General features: G+C 66.3%; 23 protein-coding genes. 1 reads left to right on the top strand and 22 read right to left on the bottom strand.

The features are described 5' to 3' along the window. Positions 1 to 49: 49 nt before the first annotated feature. The 3 genes from glmM to rplM form a co-directional block, all read right to left on the bottom strand. A complete protein-coding gene (gene glmM / locus MJ797_RS06365; RefSeq protein ID WP_239332743.1) occupies positions 50 to 1,396 on the bottom strand; it encodes a phosphoglucosamine mutase in 1,347 nt (448 codons plus the stop codon). Between the two features lie 25 nt (positions 1,397 to 1,421). After that, entirely contained in the window at positions 1,422 to 1,829 is a 408-nt protein-coding gene (gene rpsI, locus MJ797_RS06360; protein ID WP_239311812.1) for a 30S ribosomal protein S9, read from the bottom strand. A gap of 198 nt (positions 1,830 to 2,027) precedes the next feature. Then, positions 2,028 to 2,471 (bottom strand): 50S ribosomal protein L13, encoded by a 444-nt coding sequence (gene rplM / locus MJ797_RS06355; protein ID WP_239332741.1) that lies wholly within the window; start codon positions 2,469 to 2,471, stop codon positions 2,028 to 2,030. 255 nt (positions 2,472 to 2,726) lie between these two features. On the opposite strand from rplM, the gene MJ797_RS06350 reads away from it, so the two are divergent. After that, complete coding sequence (locus tag MJ797_RS06350) at positions 2,727 to 3,833, top strand: hypothetical protein (protein ID WP_239332739.1); 1,107 nt, start codon at positions 2,727 to 2,729, stop codon at positions 3,831 to 3,833. 22 nt (positions 3,834 to 3,855) lie between these two features. Here MJ797_RS06350 and truA read toward each other — a convergent pair whose 3' ends face one another. The 19 genes from truA to rplE form a co-directional block, all read right to left on the bottom strand. Then, a complete protein-coding gene (gene truA / locus MJ797_RS06345) occupies positions 3,856 to 4,713 on the bottom strand; it encodes a tRNA pseudouridine(38-40) synthase TruA (RefSeq protein WP_374581567.1) in 858 nt (285 codons plus the stop codon). Between the two features lie 213 nt (positions 4,714 to 4,926). Further along, positions 4,927 to 5,550, bottom strand: coding sequence for a 50S ribosomal protein L17 (rplQ, locus tag MJ797_RS06340; protein ID WP_239332735.1), 624 nt, complete (start codon positions 5,548 to 5,550; stop codon positions 4,927 to 4,929). Between the two features lie 189 nt (positions 5,551 to 5,739). After that, positions 5,740 to 6,789 carry a DNA-directed RNA polymerase subunit alpha gene (locus tag MJ797_RS06335; RefSeq protein ID WP_239311802.1) on the bottom strand — a complete coding sequence of 350 codons (1,050 nt, stop codon included), beginning with the start codon at positions 6,787 to 6,789 and terminating at the stop codon, positions 5,740 to 5,742. A gap of 288 nt (positions 6,790 to 7,077) precedes the next feature. Beyond that, positions 7,078 to 7,704 carry a 30S ribosomal protein S4 gene (gene rpsD / locus MJ797_RS06330; protein ID WP_239311800.1) on the bottom strand — a complete coding sequence of 209 codons (627 nt, stop codon included), beginning with the start codon at positions 7,702 to 7,704 and terminating at the stop codon, positions 7,078 to 7,080. Between the two features lie 78 nt (positions 7,705 to 7,782). Next, positions 7,783 to 8,187, bottom strand: a complete 405-nt coding sequence (rpsK, locus tag MJ797_RS06325) for a 30S ribosomal protein S11 (RefSeq protein WP_013875088.1) — start codon at positions 8,185 to 8,187, stop codon at positions 7,783 to 7,785. 87 nt (positions 8,188 to 8,274) lie between these two features. Further along, positions 8,275 to 8,655 carry a 30S ribosomal protein S13 gene (rpsM, locus tag MJ797_RS06320; protein WP_131748469.1) on the bottom strand — a complete coding sequence of 127 codons (381 nt, stop codon included), beginning with the start codon at positions 8,653 to 8,655 and terminating at the stop codon, positions 8,275 to 8,277. Between the two features lie 192 nt (positions 8,656 to 8,847). Next, positions 8,848 to 8,961 (bottom strand): 50S ribosomal protein L36, encoded by a 114-nt coding sequence (gene rpmJ, locus MJ797_RS06315; RefSeq protein WP_003956441.1) that lies wholly within the window; start codon positions 8,959 to 8,961, stop codon positions 8,848 to 8,850. A gap of 113 nt (positions 8,962 to 9,074) precedes the next feature. After that, entirely contained in the window at positions 9,075 to 9,296 is a 222-nt protein-coding gene (gene infA, locus MJ797_RS06310) for a translation initiation factor IF-1 (RefSeq protein ID WP_006541558.1), read from the bottom strand. 155 nt (positions 9,297 to 9,451) lie between these two features. Next, the gene (gene map, locus MJ797_RS06305; RefSeq protein WP_239332733.1) at positions 9,452 to 10,285 is read right to left on the bottom strand and encodes a type I methionyl aminopeptidase; all 834 of its coding nucleotides are present in this window, start codon (positions 10,283 to 10,285) and stop codon (positions 9,452 to 9,454) included. Between the two features lie 450 nt (positions 10,286 to 10,735). After that, positions 10,736 to 11,389: an adenylate kinase gene (locus MJ797_RS06300; protein ID WP_239332731.1), complete on the bottom strand. Its 654-nt coding sequence runs from the start codon at positions 11,387 to 11,389 to the stop codon at positions 10,736 to 10,738. Next, positions 11,389 to 12,681, bottom strand: a complete 1,293-nt coding sequence (gene secY / locus MJ797_RS06295; RefSeq protein ID WP_239310563.1) for a preprotein translocase subunit SecY — start codon at positions 12,679 to 12,681, stop codon at positions 11,389 to 11,391. The genes MJ797_RS06300 and secY overlap by 1 nt, the downstream gene beginning before the upstream one ends. A 515-nt stretch (positions 12,682 to 13,196) precedes the next feature. Beyond that, positions 13,197 to 13,691, bottom strand: a complete 495-nt coding sequence (gene rplO / locus MJ797_RS06290; protein ID WP_239310562.1) for a 50S ribosomal protein L15 — start codon at positions 13,689 to 13,691, stop codon at positions 13,197 to 13,199. Further along, complete coding sequence (rpmD, locus tag MJ797_RS06285; RefSeq protein ID WP_239332729.1) at positions 13,688 to 13,873, bottom strand: 50S ribosomal protein L30; 186 nt, start codon at positions 13,871 to 13,873, stop codon at positions 13,688 to 13,690. The genes rplO and rpmD overlap by 4 nt, the downstream gene beginning before the upstream one ends. After that, on the bottom strand, positions 13,873 to 14,481 hold the full coding sequence (rpsE, locus tag MJ797_RS06280) for a 30S ribosomal protein S5 (RefSeq protein ID WP_239310561.1): 609 nt from the start codon (positions 14,479 to 14,481) through the stop codon (positions 13,873 to 13,875). The genes rpmD and rpsE overlap by 1 nt, the downstream gene beginning before the upstream one ends. 115 nt (positions 14,482 to 14,596) lie before the next feature. Further along, positions 14,597 to 14,965 (bottom strand): 50S ribosomal protein L18, encoded by a 369-nt coding sequence (gene rplR, locus MJ797_RS06275; protein WP_239310560.1) that lies wholly within the window; start codon positions 14,963 to 14,965, stop codon positions 14,597 to 14,599. Between the two features lie 11 nt (positions 14,966 to 14,976). Next, complete coding sequence (rplF, locus tag MJ797_RS06270; RefSeq protein ID WP_239332727.1) at positions 14,977 to 15,513, bottom strand: 50S ribosomal protein L6; 537 nt, start codon at positions 15,511 to 15,513, stop codon at positions 14,977 to 14,979. Between the two features lie 12 nt (positions 15,514 to 15,525). Next, positions 15,526 to 15,933, bottom strand: coding sequence for a 30S ribosomal protein S8 (gene rpsH / locus MJ797_RS06265; protein WP_239310558.1), 408 nt, complete (start codon positions 15,931 to 15,933; stop codon positions 15,526 to 15,528). 210 nt (positions 15,934 to 16,143) lie between these two features. Continuing rightward, the gene (locus MJ797_RS06260) at positions 16,144 to 16,329 is read right to left on the bottom strand and encodes a type Z 30S ribosomal protein S14 (protein ID WP_239310557.1); all 186 of its coding nucleotides are present in this window, start codon (positions 16,327 to 16,329) and stop codon (positions 16,144 to 16,146) included. 70 nt (positions 16,330 to 16,399) lie between these two features. Next, the gene (rplE, locus tag MJ797_RS06255) at positions 16,400 to 16,969 is read right to left on the bottom strand and encodes a 50S ribosomal protein L5 (RefSeq protein WP_239310556.1); all 570 of its coding nucleotides are present in this window, start codon (positions 16,967 to 16,969) and stop codon (positions 16,400 to 16,402) included. Positions 16,970 to 17,027: the final 58 nt, after the last annotated feature.

The following is a 17,027-nucleotide window of genomic DNA, read 5'->3' as shown; positions in this document are numbered from 1 at the left end:
TAAGGCGCGCCCCAGCCCCGCGACGCCGCGTCCCCTGGTGCCGGACGCCCTACGCGAGGGCGCTCTCGACGACCGCGGACAGGCGAGCGGCGATCGCTGTCGCCTGGGCGGTGCTCGGAGCCTCCACCATGACCCGCACCAGCGGCTCCGTGCCTGACGAACGCAACAGCACCCGGCCTTCATCGCCCAGCTCGGCCTCTGCGGCCGCCACGGCCGCGGCAAGTGCCGGTGATGTGGAAACCTTGGAGCGGTCGACGCCCCGGACGTTCACCAGCACCTGTGGCAGCCTTGTCATGACCTTCGCCAGCTCCGCCAGTGGGCGGTCGGTCTCGGCCATCCGGCCCAACACCTGCAACGCCGTGAGCAAGCCGTCCCCGGTCGTCGCGTGCCCGAGAAAGACGACGTGCCCGCTCTGCTCCCCGCCGAGGGACAATGCCCGCTCGCGCATGGCCTCCAGTACGTAGCGGTCACCGACGGGTGTCGCGATCACGTTGATACCGGCGTCCCGCATCGCATGATGCAGGCCGAGGTTGGACATCACCGTCACCACGACAGTGTCGTCGACAAGATCACCGCGTTCACGCAGCGCAAGTGCGCACAGCGCAAGGATCTGATCGCCGTCGACGACCTCGCCATTGGCGTCGACGGCGAGGCAGCGATCAGCGTCCCCGTCATGCGCGATACCGGCGTCGGCACCGTGCGCAAGCACGGCGGCCCGCAGGGAGTCCAGCTGGGTCGCGCCGCAGCCGTCGTTGATCCGGATGCCGTCCCCGTCCGCATGCAGGGGAATCACGTCAGCACCAGCGGCACGCAACACGTGTGGCGCCAACACCGACGCGGCTCCCTGCGCACAGTCGACCACGACCCGAAGACCGGTCAGCGGGGCGGGAACAGTCGCCAGCAGAAAGTCCGTGTAGCTCTCCACAAGTGCCGTATCGTCGCGGACCCGCCCGATCGCCGCCCCGGTGGGACGGTCCGACGCGGGGGTGGCGAGACGGCCGGCGATCTCGTCCTCGATCTCGTCCGGGAGTTTGTAGCCCCCGGCCGCGAACAGCTTGATGCCGTTGTCCGGCATGGGGTTGTGGCTCGCCGAGAGCATCACCCCGAGGGCCGCGCCCGCGCCGATCACCGCGTGCGCCACCGCCGGTGTGGGCACGACACCGATCCGCAGGACGTCCGCGCCAGCCGACGCAAGACCAGCGACGACGGCGGCTTCCAGGAACTCCCCGGATGGCCGCGTGTCGCGGCCCACGACCACAGTCGGATGCCCGCGGCCGGCGGCATGATGCTCAGCGAGCACCCCGACGGCTGCGGCCGACAATGCCAACGCCAGCTCGGCGGTGAGGTCGGCATTGGCGACCCCGCGCACACCATCCGTACCGAAGAGCCTCGCCACTGCAAGATCCCGCGAAGCCAACGCGTCAGCGCTTGCTGTACTGGGGTGCCTTCCGGGCCTTCTTGAGGCCGTACTTCTTGCGTTCCTTGACCCGCGCGTCACGCGTCAGGAAGCCCGCCTTCTTCAGAATCGGGCGAGATTCCTCCTCCGCGAGAGTCAGCGCCCGCGCGAGCGCAAGCCGAAGAGCGCCCGCCTGGCCGGAAACACCGCCGCCATGCAGCCGCGCCGCCACATCATAGGACTCGGTTCGGTCCAGCGCCTTGAGCGGCTCGTTGACAAGCTGCTGGTGGACCTTGTTAGGGAAATACTCCTCCAGGGAGCGCCCGTTGAGGGTCCACTTGCCGGTGCCCGGCAGGAGGCGTACCCGGACAACAGCCTCCTTGCGCCGACCGGTGGCGCGAGGGTTGCCCTGGGCGTCGGTCACGACAGCCACGTCGTCTGTCCCTTCCTGGTCAGATGGCCCGCGGCTTAGAGCGCCCGGCAATAGGGGCGTGGATCAAGGAGCGGGATTGAGGTACGTGTATCACGAGGCGGCGGAGGGAGTCACCCTGGCCTTGGATGGCGACCGACGGCAACGACACGAGGCGTGTGCTCAACCTCGCGATGCCGCGTCCCCTCCTGCCGGTCGCTCTTACTGCGCGACCTGGGTGATTGCGAATGGGTGGGGCTGCTGAGCCTGGTGGGGATGGGTCGACCCGGCATAGACCTTGAGCTTGGTCCCCTGCGCCCTGCCGAGCTTGTTCTTCGGCAGCATGCCCTTGATGGCCTTCTCGACGATGAGCTGGGGCCGCGTGTCGAGCAGTGACCCATAGGGGGTGCTACGCAGGCCGCCAGGATAGCCGGAGTGGCGGTGGTACTGGGCCTGCTCCCGCTTGTTACCGCTCAGGGCAACCTTGCCCGCGTTCACGATGATGACAAAGTCACCGGTGTCGATGTGCGGCGCGAATGTCGGCTTGTGCTTGCCGCGCAGCAGCTGAGCGGCCTGGCTGGCCAGCCTGCCGAGCACCACGTCCGTGGCATCGATGACATGCCAGGCCTGCTGGACGTCCGTGGGCTTGGGCTGGTACGTGCGCACAGGTCTGCCTTTTCTTTGTCAGCGGATGCATCTCATTGTGCCTTTGGGCCGCTCACACAGCTTGGCGTGTAGCTCTCACAACCCGCCAGGAAGCTCAGGCCCCTCCAGGCCGCCGATGACGTGAAAACCATGATCACATCACCCTTGGCCGGCTGGTCCTTAAGGTTACCAGGCGAATGACGCCGACGGTCGGCGAGGTCGCCAGGCTCATCGGCATCCGTGAAGATCTACCAGGCACACCGTAGTCTGCGGGAGGTGGACGAAAAACCGCCAGAGCGCTCACCCGGCGTTTCGGGGGACTCCTTCGGGCATGCCGCCGATCCGTGGCTCCCGGCCATGGATGACCCGCTGTTCGGCCCGCTGTACGGATTGCCGCCGTCGATCAGGAGACCCGCGTGGACGCCTGACGCGGGCGCTGCCCTTCCAGGGCTGGACGATCCGGGACCGAGCGACCTGAACGTGGGCGACGCGGAACCGATTCCCGTGGAGAGCGCGCTCGCGCCGCCTCCCGATGACCGTGCTGGAGCGGCGCCGGCCGAATCGTCGCCGCCGGTCGAATCGGTCACGGCGACTGACGGCATAGCGCCGGCCGCACCGGATCACGCGCGCCACGACCCGCCCGCTGTTGCGCCCGCTGTTCCGCCCGTGACCCGGGGCTACATCATCAGGCTGATCACGATGGCGAGCGCCGTGGCGGCGCTGGTGATCGCCTCGGTCACCGTCGTGGCAAAACATGACAGCCGCGACAACAACCAACACGCCGCGCGGGTGGCGGCGCCGAGCCCGGAAGCGGTCGGCCCCGGTGTCATCGACAGCGTGCGGACGGATGCCGATCCGATCACAGTCAACGAGTTCTTCAACGCCGAGAGCAGCACTTTCGATCTTCGCTCCTACCAGCGCCTCGCCTACCGGCTGGAGTCCGGCTGCCCGGGGCTCACCGGCGAGCTCACCACCGCGTTGTCCGGTGACCGCTGCCGCCAGCTCGTCCACGCGGTGTACCTGGGCGGACCGGATGCATCCGGGCGCCGGGTACTGGGGGCGGTGTCCGTCCTCGCTGTGGATGAGACGAGCACCGCCCAGAACGCGGCAAACCTGATCATCGCTGGGAGAGGCGGCATAACAGCCCTGGCCGTGCCGCCGGAGGCGCTGCCAGGCGCGCTGGTCACGAACCCGACGGGCGACAATTCCTGGCGGACCGCGCCAGTCAGCGGCCATTATCTGATCGTTCTTCAGCTCGCCTACACCGACGGTAGCCAGGGAGCCAGCAGCGATCCGGCGCTGGGTGCCGCCCGCCGGGATCTTGCGGTACTCGCCAGCGAGCCAATCTCTCGACGCACTCTCACCGGTCACGGACCACGGTGACCGGCAACCGGCAACCGAGCGGTCAGCCTGACGACGTGGTGGGAACCCGCACGGCACGGGTCACCGCCGCGCGTGCGGCAAGATCGGTATCGGGAGGGTAGCGCACCTCGACAAGGGTGAGGCCGTGCGGCGCGACCACGGTCACCGCCGAGTCGCGGACACCCCGCACGAGAACCCGCGCGACCCACTCCCGGGGACGGCGTCCCTCCCCCACCGCGAGCAGCGCCCCCACCAGTGCCCTGACCATCGAGTGGCAGAAGGCGTCCGCCTCCACGTCCGCCGTCACCACTCCGTCGTGGACCCGCGCCACGTCGAGACGCAGCAGCGTCCGCACTGTGGTCGCGCCCTCCCGCCGCCGGCAGAACGCGCCGAAGTCGTGCTCACCCAGCAGCGGGATGGCGGCGTGCCGCATCCGCTCGGCGTCCAGCGGACGCGGCCAGGCCAACGTGTCGTGCCGGCGCAGCGGGTCGACGCCGTACGGCGCGTCCCCGATCCGATAGGCGTAGCGTCGTGATAACGCCGAGAAGCGGGCATCGAACCCCCGCGACGCCGGTGCCAGACCTGTGATCCGCACGGATCGGTCCAGTACGCCGTTGAGCCTGCGGGCGAGCCCGCCAAGCGGGACATCATCCGGGATGTCAACGTGGGCCACCTGGCCGCGCGCATGGACACCCGCGTCGGTACGCCCAGCAACCGTGAGCCGGACCGCGGGCAACCGCGTCACCCGCATCAGGGCATCCTCCACGTCACCCTGCACAGTCCGCCGTCCGGGCTGACGCGCCCAGCCCGCGAACAACGTCCCGTCGTAGGCCAGGTCGAGGCGCAGGCGCTGCAGGCCGTCGGAGGCTTTCACGGCGCCCCGACGATTCCGGCCGGACATTTCCGGATCACATATTGGATCACATCGTCCCGCCGGATGCGAAGTGGTGGGGAGGACATCGGGAATCACCAGGATCATGCTGTGATACGAAACACGAAGCCCACCATCCTCTAATGGATGGTGGGCTCACGCAAAACGGGCGTCCTACGGACACAGCGGACGGCCGGGCACACGATACGGCCTTTATCGCGCACCCAGCGGTCCCGAGAGTCGCTACTCGGTCCTGGGCGTGCCGGGCTCGTCATCGACGGCCCCGCCATTGACAGCCGCGTCGCTGACAGCCGCGTCGTCATCGCTCGCGATGGCCTCCACCTGCTCGACGGCGGCCTCGGCGGCCTCGGCGGCCACCGCAGCCGCGGTCGGCGACTCCTTCGCGAGATCCGCGGCGGCCTCCGCGGTCGCGCCGGTCGGTCGCCGCCGGGGGATGAAGCGGCTGCCGCGGGCCCGCTCGGCCTCGCTCACCGCCTCCTGAGCGACGGTCATGGCCTCGACGAGCTCGATACGCGCCAACGGTGCGTTGTCACCCTTGCGTGGCCCCAACTTCACGATGCGGGTGTAACCGCCGTCACGGTTGGCATAACGTGGACCGATCTCGGTGAACAGTACGTGCACGACGGACTTGTCGCGAACCACTCGCAGCACGCGGCGGCGCGAGTCCAGATCGCCGCGCTTGGCAAAGGTCACCAGCCGCTCGGCGTACGGGCGAAGGCGCTTGGCCTTGGTCTCGGTCGTGGTGATGCCGCCGTGCTCGAACAGCGCGGTGGCGAGGTTGGCCAGCAACAGCCGCTCGTGTGCGGGACTGCCACCGAGCCGGGGGCCCTTGGTAGGCGTGGGCATGACAGTGCTCCTCGTTCCTTTCGGCGACCGCGCTCCAACAAGATACAACCGCGCCTCGCCGCGATCATCCGACCCCCGAGATCCGCGGTGGGCCGCCACTCAGGACGCCTGCCACGCCCCGGCCCGCCGCTTCGCGCCGAGCCGGGTACCTGGTTTCAGCGATCGAACAAAGCGAAGATCAATAAATGTCTAGTACTGCTCGGTCTCGACAAACTCCGCGCCGTCGTCAGCCGCGTCGCTGAACGACGTGTGATAGGTGTCGGTACCGTAGGTGTCCACGGCCTGCCGCGGGTCGAATCCGGGTGGGGAATCCTTCAGCTGCAGACCCATCCCGGCGAGCTTCGTCTTGACTTCGTCGATCGACTTCTGGCCGAAGTTGCGGATGTCGAGCAGGTCCGCCTCACTGCGGGAGACCAGTTCGCCGATCGTGTGGATGCCCTCACGCTTGAGGCAGTTGTAGGAGCGGACCGTCAGATCCATCTCCTCGATCGGCAGTGCCAGGTCCGCGGCCAGGGCCGCGTCCGCGGCGGACGGACCGATGTCAACGCCCTCCGCCTCGGCGTTCAGCTCCTGCGCAAGACCGAACAGACCGACCAGTGTCTTGCCCGCGCTGGCCATCGCGTCCCGCGGGGAGATCGACTGCTTGGTCTCGACATCCACGATCAGTCGGTCGAAGTCGGTCCGCTGCTCGACACGGGTCGCCTCGACCTTGTAGGTGACCTTGAGGACCGGAGAGTAGATCGAGTCAACCGGGATCCGGCCGATCTCCTGGCCCGCCTGCTTGTTCTGGGTGGCGCTGACATAGCCACGCCCTCGCTCGACGGTCAGCTCGATCTCGAGCTTGCCCTTTTCGTTGAGAGTCGCCAGCTGCAGGTCCAAGCTGTGCACCTCGACACCGGTCGGCGGCGCGATGTCCGCCGCCGTGACCACCCCTGGGCCTTGCTTGCGCAGGTACATCACGGTCGGGTCGTCGTTCTCAGAGCTGACGACCAGTTCCTTGAGGTTCAGGATCAGGTCGGTGACGTCCTCTTTCACGCCTGGAACCGTGGAGAATTCGTGCAGCACCCCATCGATACGGATGCTGGTCACCGCCGCACCGGGGATAGAGGACAGCAAAGTGCGGCGAAGCGAGTTGCCGAGGGTGTAGCCGAACCCCGGCTCAAGCGGTTCGATGACAAACCGGGAGCGGAACTCGGAGATCGGCTCCTCGGCCAGCGTCGGACGCTGTGCAATGAGCATCGTTAACATCCTTCCCAACGCGGCGACCGCCATATGACGCCGCGGCTTCGGCTCCAGACGGAGCCCATGGGCGGGGCCTCCGTCCGCCCCACCCACGTGATACCTGCTTCGATTCTGGCACGGACCGAGCTGAAGGCAGCACGATCGCAGCCGGTCCGACATCCCCGAGCCACCCCGTCACTCCCACGGCCGGGGCTCCCGCGGCACATCGAGGCGCGGCGGGAACTCCGGTGACAGGTCCGAGAGAGCTTCAGGAAAGTCGAAGTTTACGTTACTCGGAACTTCAGGCTACTTGGAGTACAGCTCAACGATCAGCTGCTCCTGGACCTGAGTGTCGATCACCTGGCGAGCCGGCAACGAGTGAACCAGCACCCGGAGCTGGCTCGGGATGACCTCCAGCCAGGCAGGGACGGTGCGCTGGCCGGCCGTCTCCCGGGCGATGATGAAGGGGGTCAGTTCACGCGCCTTGGGCGCGATCTCGACGATGTCGTTCTCGCTGACCCGATAACTCGGGATGTCGACCTTGCCACCGTTCACCACGATGTGACCGTGCCGCACAGCCTGGCGGGCAGCGTCCCGGGACGGTGCGAAACCAGCCCGGTAGACGACATTGTCAAGCCTCGACTCAAGAATCTTCAGCAGCTCGTCGCCGGTCTTGCCGGTACGACGGTTCGCCTCGTCGTAGTAGCCACGGAACTGCTTCTCGAGCACCCCGTAGATACGCGCGCACTTCTGCTTCTCACGCTTCTGCAGCAGGTACTCGGAGTCCTTGGTGCGACCGCGGCCATGCTCACCCGGAGGATACGGCCGGATCTCGATCGGGCACTTGGGCGACTCGCACTTGCTGCCCTTCAGGAACAGCTTCGTCTTCTCACGGCGGCACCGCTTGCAGTCCGCGCCGGTGTAGCGGGCCATGCTTGTCCTTCTCTCCTTTGCGACCGGGGACGGCGCGACCATGGTTTTCTTCGCGCGACCGGAGGCCGTGATGTGCCGTCAGACCCTACGTCGCTTGGGCGGCCGGCAGCCGTTGTGAGGCGTGGGGGTCACGTCCTGGATGGCGCCGACCTCGAGACCGGCCGCCTGCAGGGAGCGGATCGCCGTCTCCCGGCCCGAACCCGGACCCTTGACAAAAACGTCCACCTTGCGCATCCCGTGTTCCTGCGCCTTGCGGGCGGCGTTCTCCGCCGCCATCTGCGCGGCGAACGGAGTCGACTTACGGGAGCCCTTGAAACCGACGTGTCCGGCGCTTGCCCAGGAGATCACATTTCCGCTGGGGTCCGTGATCGACACGATCGTGTTGTTGAAGGTGCTCTTGATGTGGGCGTGGCCGTGCGCGACGTTCTTCTTCTCCTTGCGCCGGACCTTCTTGATCCCGGCGGCACGCGTCTTTGGCGGCATATGTGCTCGTGGTCTCCGTTTGCGAGGTCGTCGGTCAGTGCCTGGTGGCGGTGCCCAACAGCGGTCACACCGACCGGAAGTCACTGACTACTTCTTACCGGCCTTCTTCTTGCCGGCGATGGCGCGGCGTGGACCCTTACGGGTACGCGCGTTGGTGTGGGTCCGCTGCCCGTGGACGGGAAGGTTCCGCCGGTGCCGCAGGCCCTGGTAGCAACCGATTTCCATCTTCCGGCGGATGTCCTGACGCACCTCCCGGTGCAGGTCACCCTCGACCCGGTAATTCGCGTCGATCCACTCCCGCAGCCTGACGACCTCCTCGTCAGCAAGATCACGGACGCGCGTGTCCGGATTGACCCCGGTGGCGGCGAGAGTCTCCAGCGATCGGCTCCGGCCGATCCCGAAGATGTAGGTGAGAGCGACCTCGATCCGCTTCTCCCGCGGGAGGTCTACGCCTGAAAGGCGTGCCATACCAGGTATTTCCTTCCTGTACGGAGGTCTTGAGCGCCCCCATCCCGTGACGGCACGCTGTCCGTCGAGCCGGGCCCCGGCCTCCGACCGGGGGTGAGTGCCGCTTGACACGCGGCACGGTGACGCTTTGGCGAACCCGTCCAGCGCCTCCACCGCCGGGAAAGATCGCTCCCCGGCCAGCGGGCCAAGGCGTCAGCCCTGCCGCTGCTTGTGGCGCAGATTGTCACAGATGACCATTACTCGGCCATGACGACGGATCACTTTGCACTTGTCGCAGATCTTCTTGACGCTCGGCTTAACCTTCACGGCTGCACGAACCTCCTTGCGCAGCCGCTGGGGCGCGCGTGCGGATGACTGGGAGCCCTCGGCCTCCGGCGAGCAGTCTGAACAGCGACCGCATCGCCATCGGCCAGGCGAGTTTACTTGTAGCGGTAGACGATCCGACCCCGGGACAGGTCGTACGGGGAAAGCTCGACGACCACCCGGTCCTCCGGAAGGATTCGGATGTAGTGCTGACGCATCTTGCCACTGATGTGGGCGAGAACTCGATGACCGTTCTGGAGCTCTACCCGGAACATCGCGTTCGGGAGCGGCTCCACAACTCGGCCTTCGATCTCGATGGCCCCGTCCTTCTTCGGCATGTCCTCCGCTGTCCTACCCTCGGGTGTCCGACGGTGGACACAGGCGAACGCCCACTAACCGCCGGCCTCTAAGTGTACGTTGCCCATCCGTCAAGAGCCAACCTGGCTCCATCACGCGGCCACGGAGCCGGATCAGCGGCCATCCACGACGGAGATCAGGCAACGGAGGTCTGGGCCGGCTGACCGCAGGCAACACCGAGCTCGGCGAACTTCGCGGCGCCGCCGTCCAGAGCCGTCAGCACCCAGGGACCCCGCGGAGTGACCGCGACCGTGTGTTCCGTGTGGGCCGCAAACGAGCCGTCGGTGGTGACCACCGTCCAGTCGTCGCCGAGTACCGCGGTATCCGGTCGGCCAATGGTGATCATTGGCTCGATCGCCAGCGCGACCCCTTCAACCAGCCGGATGCCGCGACCAGGTCGCCCGTAGTTGAGGATGTGTGGTGGCTGGTGCATCTCGGTTCCGATCCCATGCCCACCGTAGTGGTCCACGATGCCGTATCCGAGTGGCCGGACGTAACGCTCCACCGCCGCCGAGATATCCGTGAGCTTGCCCCCGAGCTGCGCCGCCGCCAGACCCCGCCACAGCGCCTGCTCACATGCTTCGGTCATGTCCAGGATGTCGCGCGAGACCGCGCCGACCGGTACCGTGATCGCGGCGTCACCATGCCAGCCGTTCACGATCGCGCCACAGTCGATGGAGATGAGATCTCCCTCACGCAGTACCCGCTTACGCCGTGGGATGGCATGCACGACCTCGTTGTTGACGGATGCGCAGATCGTCGCCGGAAAACCCTGGTATCCCTTGAAGGAGGGAATGGCGCCCTCAGCCCGAATCGCGCCCTCGGCGATGGCATCAAGATCAGCGGTACTGATGCCCGGTTCGACGGCCGCACGCAGCTTCTCCAGGGTGCGCGCGACGACAAGCCCCGCCACCCGCATCTTCGCGATCTCGCCTTCGGTCTTGATCTGGACATGCTCTCGTCGCGCCACGCTCGTCGCCCCGGTCCGTATCCCTAGTCCGCCTGAGGCCTCCAGAAACGCGAAGAGATCATGATCGCGAATCCTTCGGCTGGTGTCTCTGGTAACCCTGTCACCCTGCGTCCCTCATGGGCTCCGGTGACGGAAAATTGCTGGTCGTGCCACCTTCCGCCACGAGGAGCCAAACCCGCGGCCCCACTGTGTGGCCGCCCGCCCAAGTCTGCCCGTCGAGACGGCGCCGCGCCGCCTACGAGCCAGCGTGACGCCGCACCCTGAGATCACCTGGCAACAGGGGCGCGCTAAGAGCGATCGGCAATAGGGACGCGGCGTCGTGGGGCTGGGGCACGCACCTCGCTGTGTTGTCGTCGGTCACCACCCAATACCAGGGTGGCTCCCTCCGCCGCCTTGCGATGTACGCACCCCAGCCCCGCTCCTTGATCCACTCCTCTATTGCCGGGCGCTCTAACTTGCATAGTGACGCAGGGCGTCAAGGGCACGATCAGTGACGTTGTCCACCGGCCCGGTGGCGTCAAGACCGATCAGCAGGCCTTTCGCGGCGTAGTAGGCGACCAGGGGCGAAGTCTGCTCGGCATACACCTCCAACCGGTGGCGCACCGTCTCAGAGCGGTCGTCGTCACGCTGGAACAGCTCACCAGCGCACCGATCGCAGATGCCCTCCACCGCGGGAGGATCGAAGTCCACGTGCCAGATGTGCCCGCAGTTACGGCAGGTCCGCCGCCCGGACAGGCGCCGCACCACCTCATCGTCGTCGACGACGAGTTCCAGAACGACGTCCAAGCGCGTTCCCATGCCCTCGAGCAGCTGCCCCAGGACCTCGGCCTGGGGGACGTTACGCGGGAACCCGTCGAGGAGGAAACCCTTGGCCGCGTCCTCCTCGGCCAGCCTGTTACGAACCATCCCGATAGTGATCTCATCGGGCACAAGGTCGCCGGCATCCATGAACTGCTTCGCGAGCACCCCGAGTTCGGTGCCCTCCCGGACGTTCGCCCGGAAGATGTCTCCCGTCGAGATCTTGGGGATCAACCGTGCCTGGGCGATGAAGGCGGCCTGGGTGCCCTTACCAGCGCCCGGTGGTCCGACCAGTACGAGGCGCACTACCGCAGAAAACCTTCGTAGTTGCGGAGCATGAGCTGGCTCTCGATCTGTTTCACGGTTTCCAGCCCCACCCCCACAATGATCAGTACCGAAGTGCCGGCGAAGGGGAACGGCTGCTGTTTGGTGAGATTCAGCAGCGCAAGTGGCAGGACCGTGATGACGCCAAGGAAGAGCGAGCCCGGGAGAGTGATCCGCGACAGCACCCGGTCGAGATACTCAGCGGTCGGACGGCCGGGCCTGATCCCAGGGATGAAACCGCCGTACTTCTTCATGTTGTCCGCCACCTCGGTCGGGTTGAAAGTGATGGCCACATAGAAGTAGGTGAAGAAAATGATCAGTCCGGCATAGATAATCAGATACAGCGGGTGGTCACCCCGCGCCAGGTAGCGCTGCTCAAAATCCTGGAAGGTCTTGTTACTCCAGACCTGCCCGAGTAGCTGGGGAAGCTGGAGCAGGGACGAGGCGAAGATCACAGGAATAACCCCCGCCTGGTTCACCTTGATCGGCAGATAGGTCGAGGTGCCGCCGTACATCCTGCGGCCGATCAGCCGCTTGGCATACTGCACCGGGATCCGCCGCTGCGACTGCTCCACGAACACCACGAACACCACGATCGCCAGGCCCAGCAGACAGATGAGGGTGAAGACGACGCCGCCGGCGACCTGGAGGATCCGGGTCCCCTGAGACGGCAGCGCGGCCGCGATCGAGGTGAAAATCAACAGTGACATGCCGTTACCAACACCACGAGCAGTGATCAACTCACCGAGCCACATGATCACAGCGGTTCCCGCGGTCATGGTGATAACGATGACCGCGATACGGAAGAGGCTGGTGTCGGGGATGATCGGCGCGGAACAACCGGGGAAGAGGTTGCCACTGCGGGCGAGCGCGACGATACCCGTCGCCTGCAGAACCCCCAGGGAGATGGTCAGATAACGGGTGTACTGCGTGAGCTTCTGCTCGCCGGAGGCGCCTTCCTTCTTCAGCTGCTCGAGGCGCGGAATGACCACGACCAGCAACTGGATGATGATGCTCGCCGTGATGTACGGCATGATCCCCAGGGCGAAGATGGAGAGCTGAAGAAGAGCGCCCCCACTGAAAAGGTTGATCAACGAGTAGACGTTCCGGCTGTCGGCGCTCGCGGAGGACAGGCACTGGTTGATCGCGCCGGTTGAGATCCCCGGCGATGGCAGCACGCTACCCATCCGGAACAGAACGATGATCCCGAACGTAAAGAGCAGCTTCTTACGCAGGTCAGGCGTGCGGAAGGCCCGTGTGAAGGCGGTGAGCACGACTCCTCCTGCTGATCGTCACGGCAAACCCACTCGGCGGACGACTGTCCTGGCCGAACATAGGACCGGCGGTGCGCGGTGTGCCGACTGTAACAGTAGAGACGGTCCACTCGTCCCGACATGGACCGACGACAACGCCGAGCGCGCCTGGGTCACGGCCAGGCCCGGAGTCGGCATAGCGGTCGGCCGCCTCCGGGATCAGGGGCATGGAGACATGGCTCATGACTTTTTGGCGTATTCGGAACAGAGCTGATCTATCCTTGCAAAGCCTTCGCGCGGACGCAAGCGATACGGAAACGATCATTCTGGCGGTCACGCCGGGCGGCACAATGAAGAGCGCCCGGCAGACCCGTCTCCGGCGGCAGGGGACATGACGGCCAAATCATCATCCCGGCCATCCTCGGGGAACGCCGCTGGATGCCGGGCATCCGGCGCGAAACACAGCGCCGGATGGGAAAAACAGCCCCGCGCCGCCCGGGTGCCCGGCTGCCGTCTGAACCGGCGGCAGCGGTGCCTCAGAGCTCGACGACGCTGCCGCCGACAGCAAGAATCTTCTCCCGGGCCGTGGTCGAGAAGGCGTGAGCGCTCACGTTCAGCGCCACTGCGATCTCCCCATCGCCCAGGACCTTCACGAGCGCGTTACGGCGTACCGCACCGGCGCCCACCAGATCGTTCACACCGATCTCACCACCGGCTGGGAACAGCTCGGCGAGAGTGGCGACATTCACAACCTGGTACTCCTTGCGGAAGCGGTTCTTGAACCCCTTGAGCTTGGGCACGCGCATGTGCAACGGCATCTGGCCGCCCTCGAAACGGGCCGGAACCTGCTTGCGCGCCTTCGAGCCCTTCGTACCGCGACCGGCGGTCTTGCCCTTGGAGCCCTCACCCCGGCCGACACGGGTCTTGGCCTTGTGCGCACCCGCCGCGGGCCTGAGGTGGTGGACCTTGAGACCACGACCACGGGCAGCGTCAGCCGTCCCCGGCTCGGAGGCCTTGGTCAGGCTGCTCATTCATGCACCTCCTCGACCTTGACGAGATGGGTCACAGTCGCAATCATCCCGCGTACTTCCGGGCGGTCATCGCGAACAGTGGTGGCACTGATCCGGCGAAGCCCAAGAGTCCGCAGGGTCTCCCGCTGATTGCGCGTCCCACCGATTCCGGAGCGAATCTGGGTGATCTTCAGGCGAGCCATCACACACCGACCCCGGCCGCCCGCGCCCGCAGCATCGCAGGCGGTGCGACATCCTCGATCGGCAGTCCGCGGCGTGCCGCGATCTCCTCGGGACGCATGAGGCCCCGCAGCGCCGAGACGGTGGCGTGCACGATGTTGATGGGATTCGACGAGCCCAGCGACTTCGACAGGACATCGTGAACACCCGCGCACTCCAGCACCGCGCGCACCGGTCCACCCGCGATGACACCGGTACCCGGGGATGCCGGCTTGAGCAGCACGACTCCGGCCGCGGCCTCGCCCTGAATCGGGTGCGGGATCGTCGAGCCGATCCGCGGCACCTTGAAGAAGTGCTTCTTGGCTTCTTCCACACCCTTGGCGATGGCGGCCGGCACCTCTTTGGCCTTGCCATAACCCACACCGACGGTGCCGTCCGCGTCACCGACAACGACGAGAGCCGTGAAGCTGAACCGCCGACCACCCTTGACGACCTTCGCCACCCGGTTGATGGCGACCACTCGCTCGATGTAGGCGTTCTTGTCCTGCGCCGGACCGCCGCCCTGGCGGTCGCGGCGTTCCCGACGGTCAGAGCCGCCGGAGCCGCCTCCGCGGCGCTGCTGGCCTGGCATCAGTAAATCTCCCTGTTTAGAGGGCCAAAGGCGACGCGATCACAGTGTTCGCGCGCCGCCAGCGGCCGAAATCCCAGCGGCACTGTTGATCTTCCGCACGTCCTACGGCAAGGCATCAGAACTCGAGCCCGCCTTCCCTGGCGGCGTCCGCGAGCGCGGCTATCCGGCCATGGTAGGTCCGACCACCACGATCGAACACCACGGCGCCTATTCCCGCTTGCCGGGCGCGTTCGGCGACAAGCTGCCCGACAGCCTTCGCCTGTGCGGTCTTGTCACCCTCCGCAGTGCGCAGCGACGCGTCCAGCGTGGATGCCGAAACGAGCGTGTGGCCGGCGATGTCGTCGATGACCTGGGCGTAGATGTGACGAGCCGAGCGGGTGACCACGAGGCGCGGGCGGGCGGATGTACCCGTGATCTTCTTGCGAATCCGCACGTGCCGGCGAAGCTTCGCCGAACGCCGCTGGGCGCTGACACTGACAGCCATGATCCGTTCCCCTACTTCCCGGACTTGCCGACCTTGCGGCGGACGACCTCGCCCTGATACCGCACACCCTTGCCCTTGTACGGATCTGGCTTGCGGAGCCGACGGATCTTGGCTGCCACCTCGCCGACCTGCTGCTTGTCGATCCCGTGGACGACAAAGCGCGTCGGTGTCTGCACCTCGAACCGGATGCCCTCCGGCGCCTTCACCGCGACCGGGTGACTGAAGCCGAGCGCGAACTCCAGATCCGAGCCCTTGGCCTGAACGCGGTAACCGACACCAACGATCTCAAGCGTCTTCGAGTATCCGGTGGTGACTCCGGTGACCATGTTCGCCACCAGCGACCGGGTCAGGCCGTGCAACGCCCGGGAACGGCGTTCGTCGTCCGGACGAACGACGAGCAGCTGACCATCCTGCGCACTGACGGTGATTGGTTCCACCACGGAATGGCTGAGAGTTCCCTTGGGGCCCTTGACGACGATCTCCGGGCCGTCCAGGGAGACATCCACGCCGCTGGGCACCGAGATCGGCAGGCGTCCGATGCGTGACATCGCGCGGCCCCCTTACCAGACGTAGGCGAGGACTTCCCCGCCTACCCTGCGCTTGTTGGCCTGTTTGTCGGTCAGCAGGCCCGATGACGTGGAAATGATCGCCACACCAAGACCGCCGAGCACCTTGGGCAGGTTGGTCGCCTTTGCGTAGACCCGTAGGCCCGGCTTGCTGATGCGCTTCACCCCGGCGATGGAGCGCTCCCGGTTCGGGCCGTACTTCAGCTCCACGACGAGGGACGCGCCGACGTCGCCGTCCGGTGGCTCCTCGACATGCCATCCGGCGATGTAACCCTCCTGCTGGAGGATCTCCGCAATATGCGTTTTGATCTTGCTGTTCGGCATCACCACCTGATCGTGGTATGCACGGTTGGCATTACGGACACGGGTCAGCATGTCCGCAATCGGATCTGTCATCGTCATGGGGCTGAAGCCTTCCTCGCGACGGTTCCCCGCAGCTGTCGAGCCGGGGCCTGCCGCGAACGGGTGGGTAGTGTGCGCCGGCCGCCGGCGGACGTGGACGTCCTGCGCCCCGTCCCGCTACCGGTAGGTCGTGCTACCAACAGCTGGCCGCCGATGGCGCGAAAAGAGCAACAAACGCGCCGCAGCCGACCACAATGCGAAAATCTTTCACTACCACGAGCTCTTGGTGATCCCGGGAAGCTCGCCGCGGTGCGCCATCTGCCGCAGGCACACCCGGCACAGGCCGAACGCCCGGTAGACCGACCGCGGCCGGCCGCAGCGCTGGCAACGGGTGTAGCCCCGCACACCGAACTTCGGCTTGCGGATCGCCTTTTCAATCAGTGCCTTCTTCGCCATCTGCCTGCCATGCCTTCTCTCTGGCCGCCGGTGGTGCGCTCACGGAGCACAGTCACACCGCCGGTGGCCGTCAGTTCTCCCGGAAAGGGAAGCCCAACGCGCGCAACAGCGCACGGCCCTCGTCATCGGTCGTGGCGGTCGTGACGACCGTGATGTCCATTCCCCGGACCCGGTCGATACGGTCTATGTCGATCTCATGAAAGATTGACTGTTCGATCACGCCGAAGGTGTAGTTACCCGAGCCATCGAACTGTTTCGGGGACAGCCCGCGGAAGTCACGGATACGCGGGAGCGCGACCGAGACAAGGCGGTCCAGAAACTCCCACATCCGATCGCCACGCAGGGTCACCTTCGCGCCGATAGGCATGCCCTCCCGCAGCTTGAACTGCGCGATGGACTTCTTCGCCCGGCGAACGGCGGGCTTCTGGCCGGTGATCGCCGTGAGGTCCCGCAGCGCGCCATCGATGAGCTTCGCGTCCCGGGCTGCGTCGCCAACGCCCATGTTGACCACGACCTTGACCACGGTCGGGATCTGCATCACGTTCGCGTAGTGGAACTGTTCGCGCAAGCCCGACGCGATCTCTTCGCGATACCGCAGCTTGAGCCGTGGCAACGGACGGGACTCGATGCTAGTGGTCATCTCTCGTTTCCTTGCAGCCTCTGCCCAACGGACGGCGACCCACACGGCGATCCGGCCA

The sequence above is a fragment of the Protofrankia sp. CiP3 genome, from assembly GCF_917627345.1.
Taxonomy (GTDB): Bacteria; Actinomycetota; Actinomycetes; order Frankiales; family Frankiaceae; genus Protofrankia.
This window is presented reverse-complemented; position numbering and strand designations above follow the sequence as displayed.

Bases quoted from the DNA above. Each gene is read 5' to 3' on its own strand.
- truA (WP_374581567.1), bottom strand. From the start codon at position 4,713: ATGTCCGGCCGGAATCGTCGGGGCGCCGTGAAAGCCTCCGACGGCCTG.
- rpsK (WP_013875088.1), bottom strand. From the start codon at position 8,187: ATGCCGCCAAAGACGCGTGCCGCCGGGATCAAGAAGGTCCGGCGCAAG.
- rpmD (WP_239332729.1), bottom strand. From the start codon at position 13,873: ATGGCTCGCCTGAAGATCACCCAGATTCGCTCCGGAATCGGTGGGACG.
- infA (WP_006541558.1), bottom strand. From the start codon at position 9,296: ATGCCGAAGAAGGACGGGGCCATCGAGATCGAAGGCCGAGTTGTGGAG.
- rpsE (WP_239310561.1), bottom strand. From the start codon at position 14,481: ATGCCAGGCCAGCAGCGCCGCGGAGGCGGCTCCGGCGGCTCTGACCGT.
- rpsH (WP_239310558.1), bottom strand. From the start codon at position 15,933: ATGACGATGACAGATCCGATTGCGGACATGCTGACCCGTGTCCGTAAT.
- rplR (WP_239310560.1), bottom strand. From the start codon at position 14,965: ATGGCTGTCAGTGTCAGCGCCCAGCGGCGTTCGGCGAAGCTTCGCCGG.
- rpsM (WP_131748469.1), bottom strand. From the start codon at position 8,655: ATGGCACGCCTTTCAGGCGTAGACCTCCCGCGGGAGAAGCGGATCGAG.
- rplQ (WP_239332735.1), bottom strand. From the start codon at position 5,550: ATGCCCACGCCTACCAAGGGCCCCCGGCTCGGTGGCAGTCCCGCACAC.
- MJ797_RS06335 (WP_239311802.1), bottom strand. From the start codon at position 6,789: ATGCTCATTGCACAGCGTCCGACGCTGGCCGAGGAGCCGATCTCCGAG.
- rplO (WP_239310562.1), bottom strand. From the start codon at position 13,691: ATGAGCAGCCTGACCAAGGCCTCCGAGCCGGGGACGGCTGACGCTGCC.
- rplF (WP_239332727.1), bottom strand. From the start codon at position 15,513: ATGTCACGCATCGGACGCCTGCCGATCTCGGTGCCCAGCGGCGTGGAT.
- rpsD (WP_239311800.1), bottom strand. From the start codon at position 7,704: ATGGCCCGCTACACCGGCGCGGACTGCAAGCGGTGCCGCCGTGAGAAG.
- MJ797_RS06260 (WP_239310557.1), bottom strand. From the start codon at position 16,329: ATGGCGAAGAAGGCACTGATTGAAAAGGCGATCCGCAAGCCGAAGTTC.
- rplE (WP_239310556.1), bottom strand. From the start codon at position 16,969: ATGACCACTAGCATCGAGTCCCGTCCGTTGCCACGGCTCAAGCTGCGG.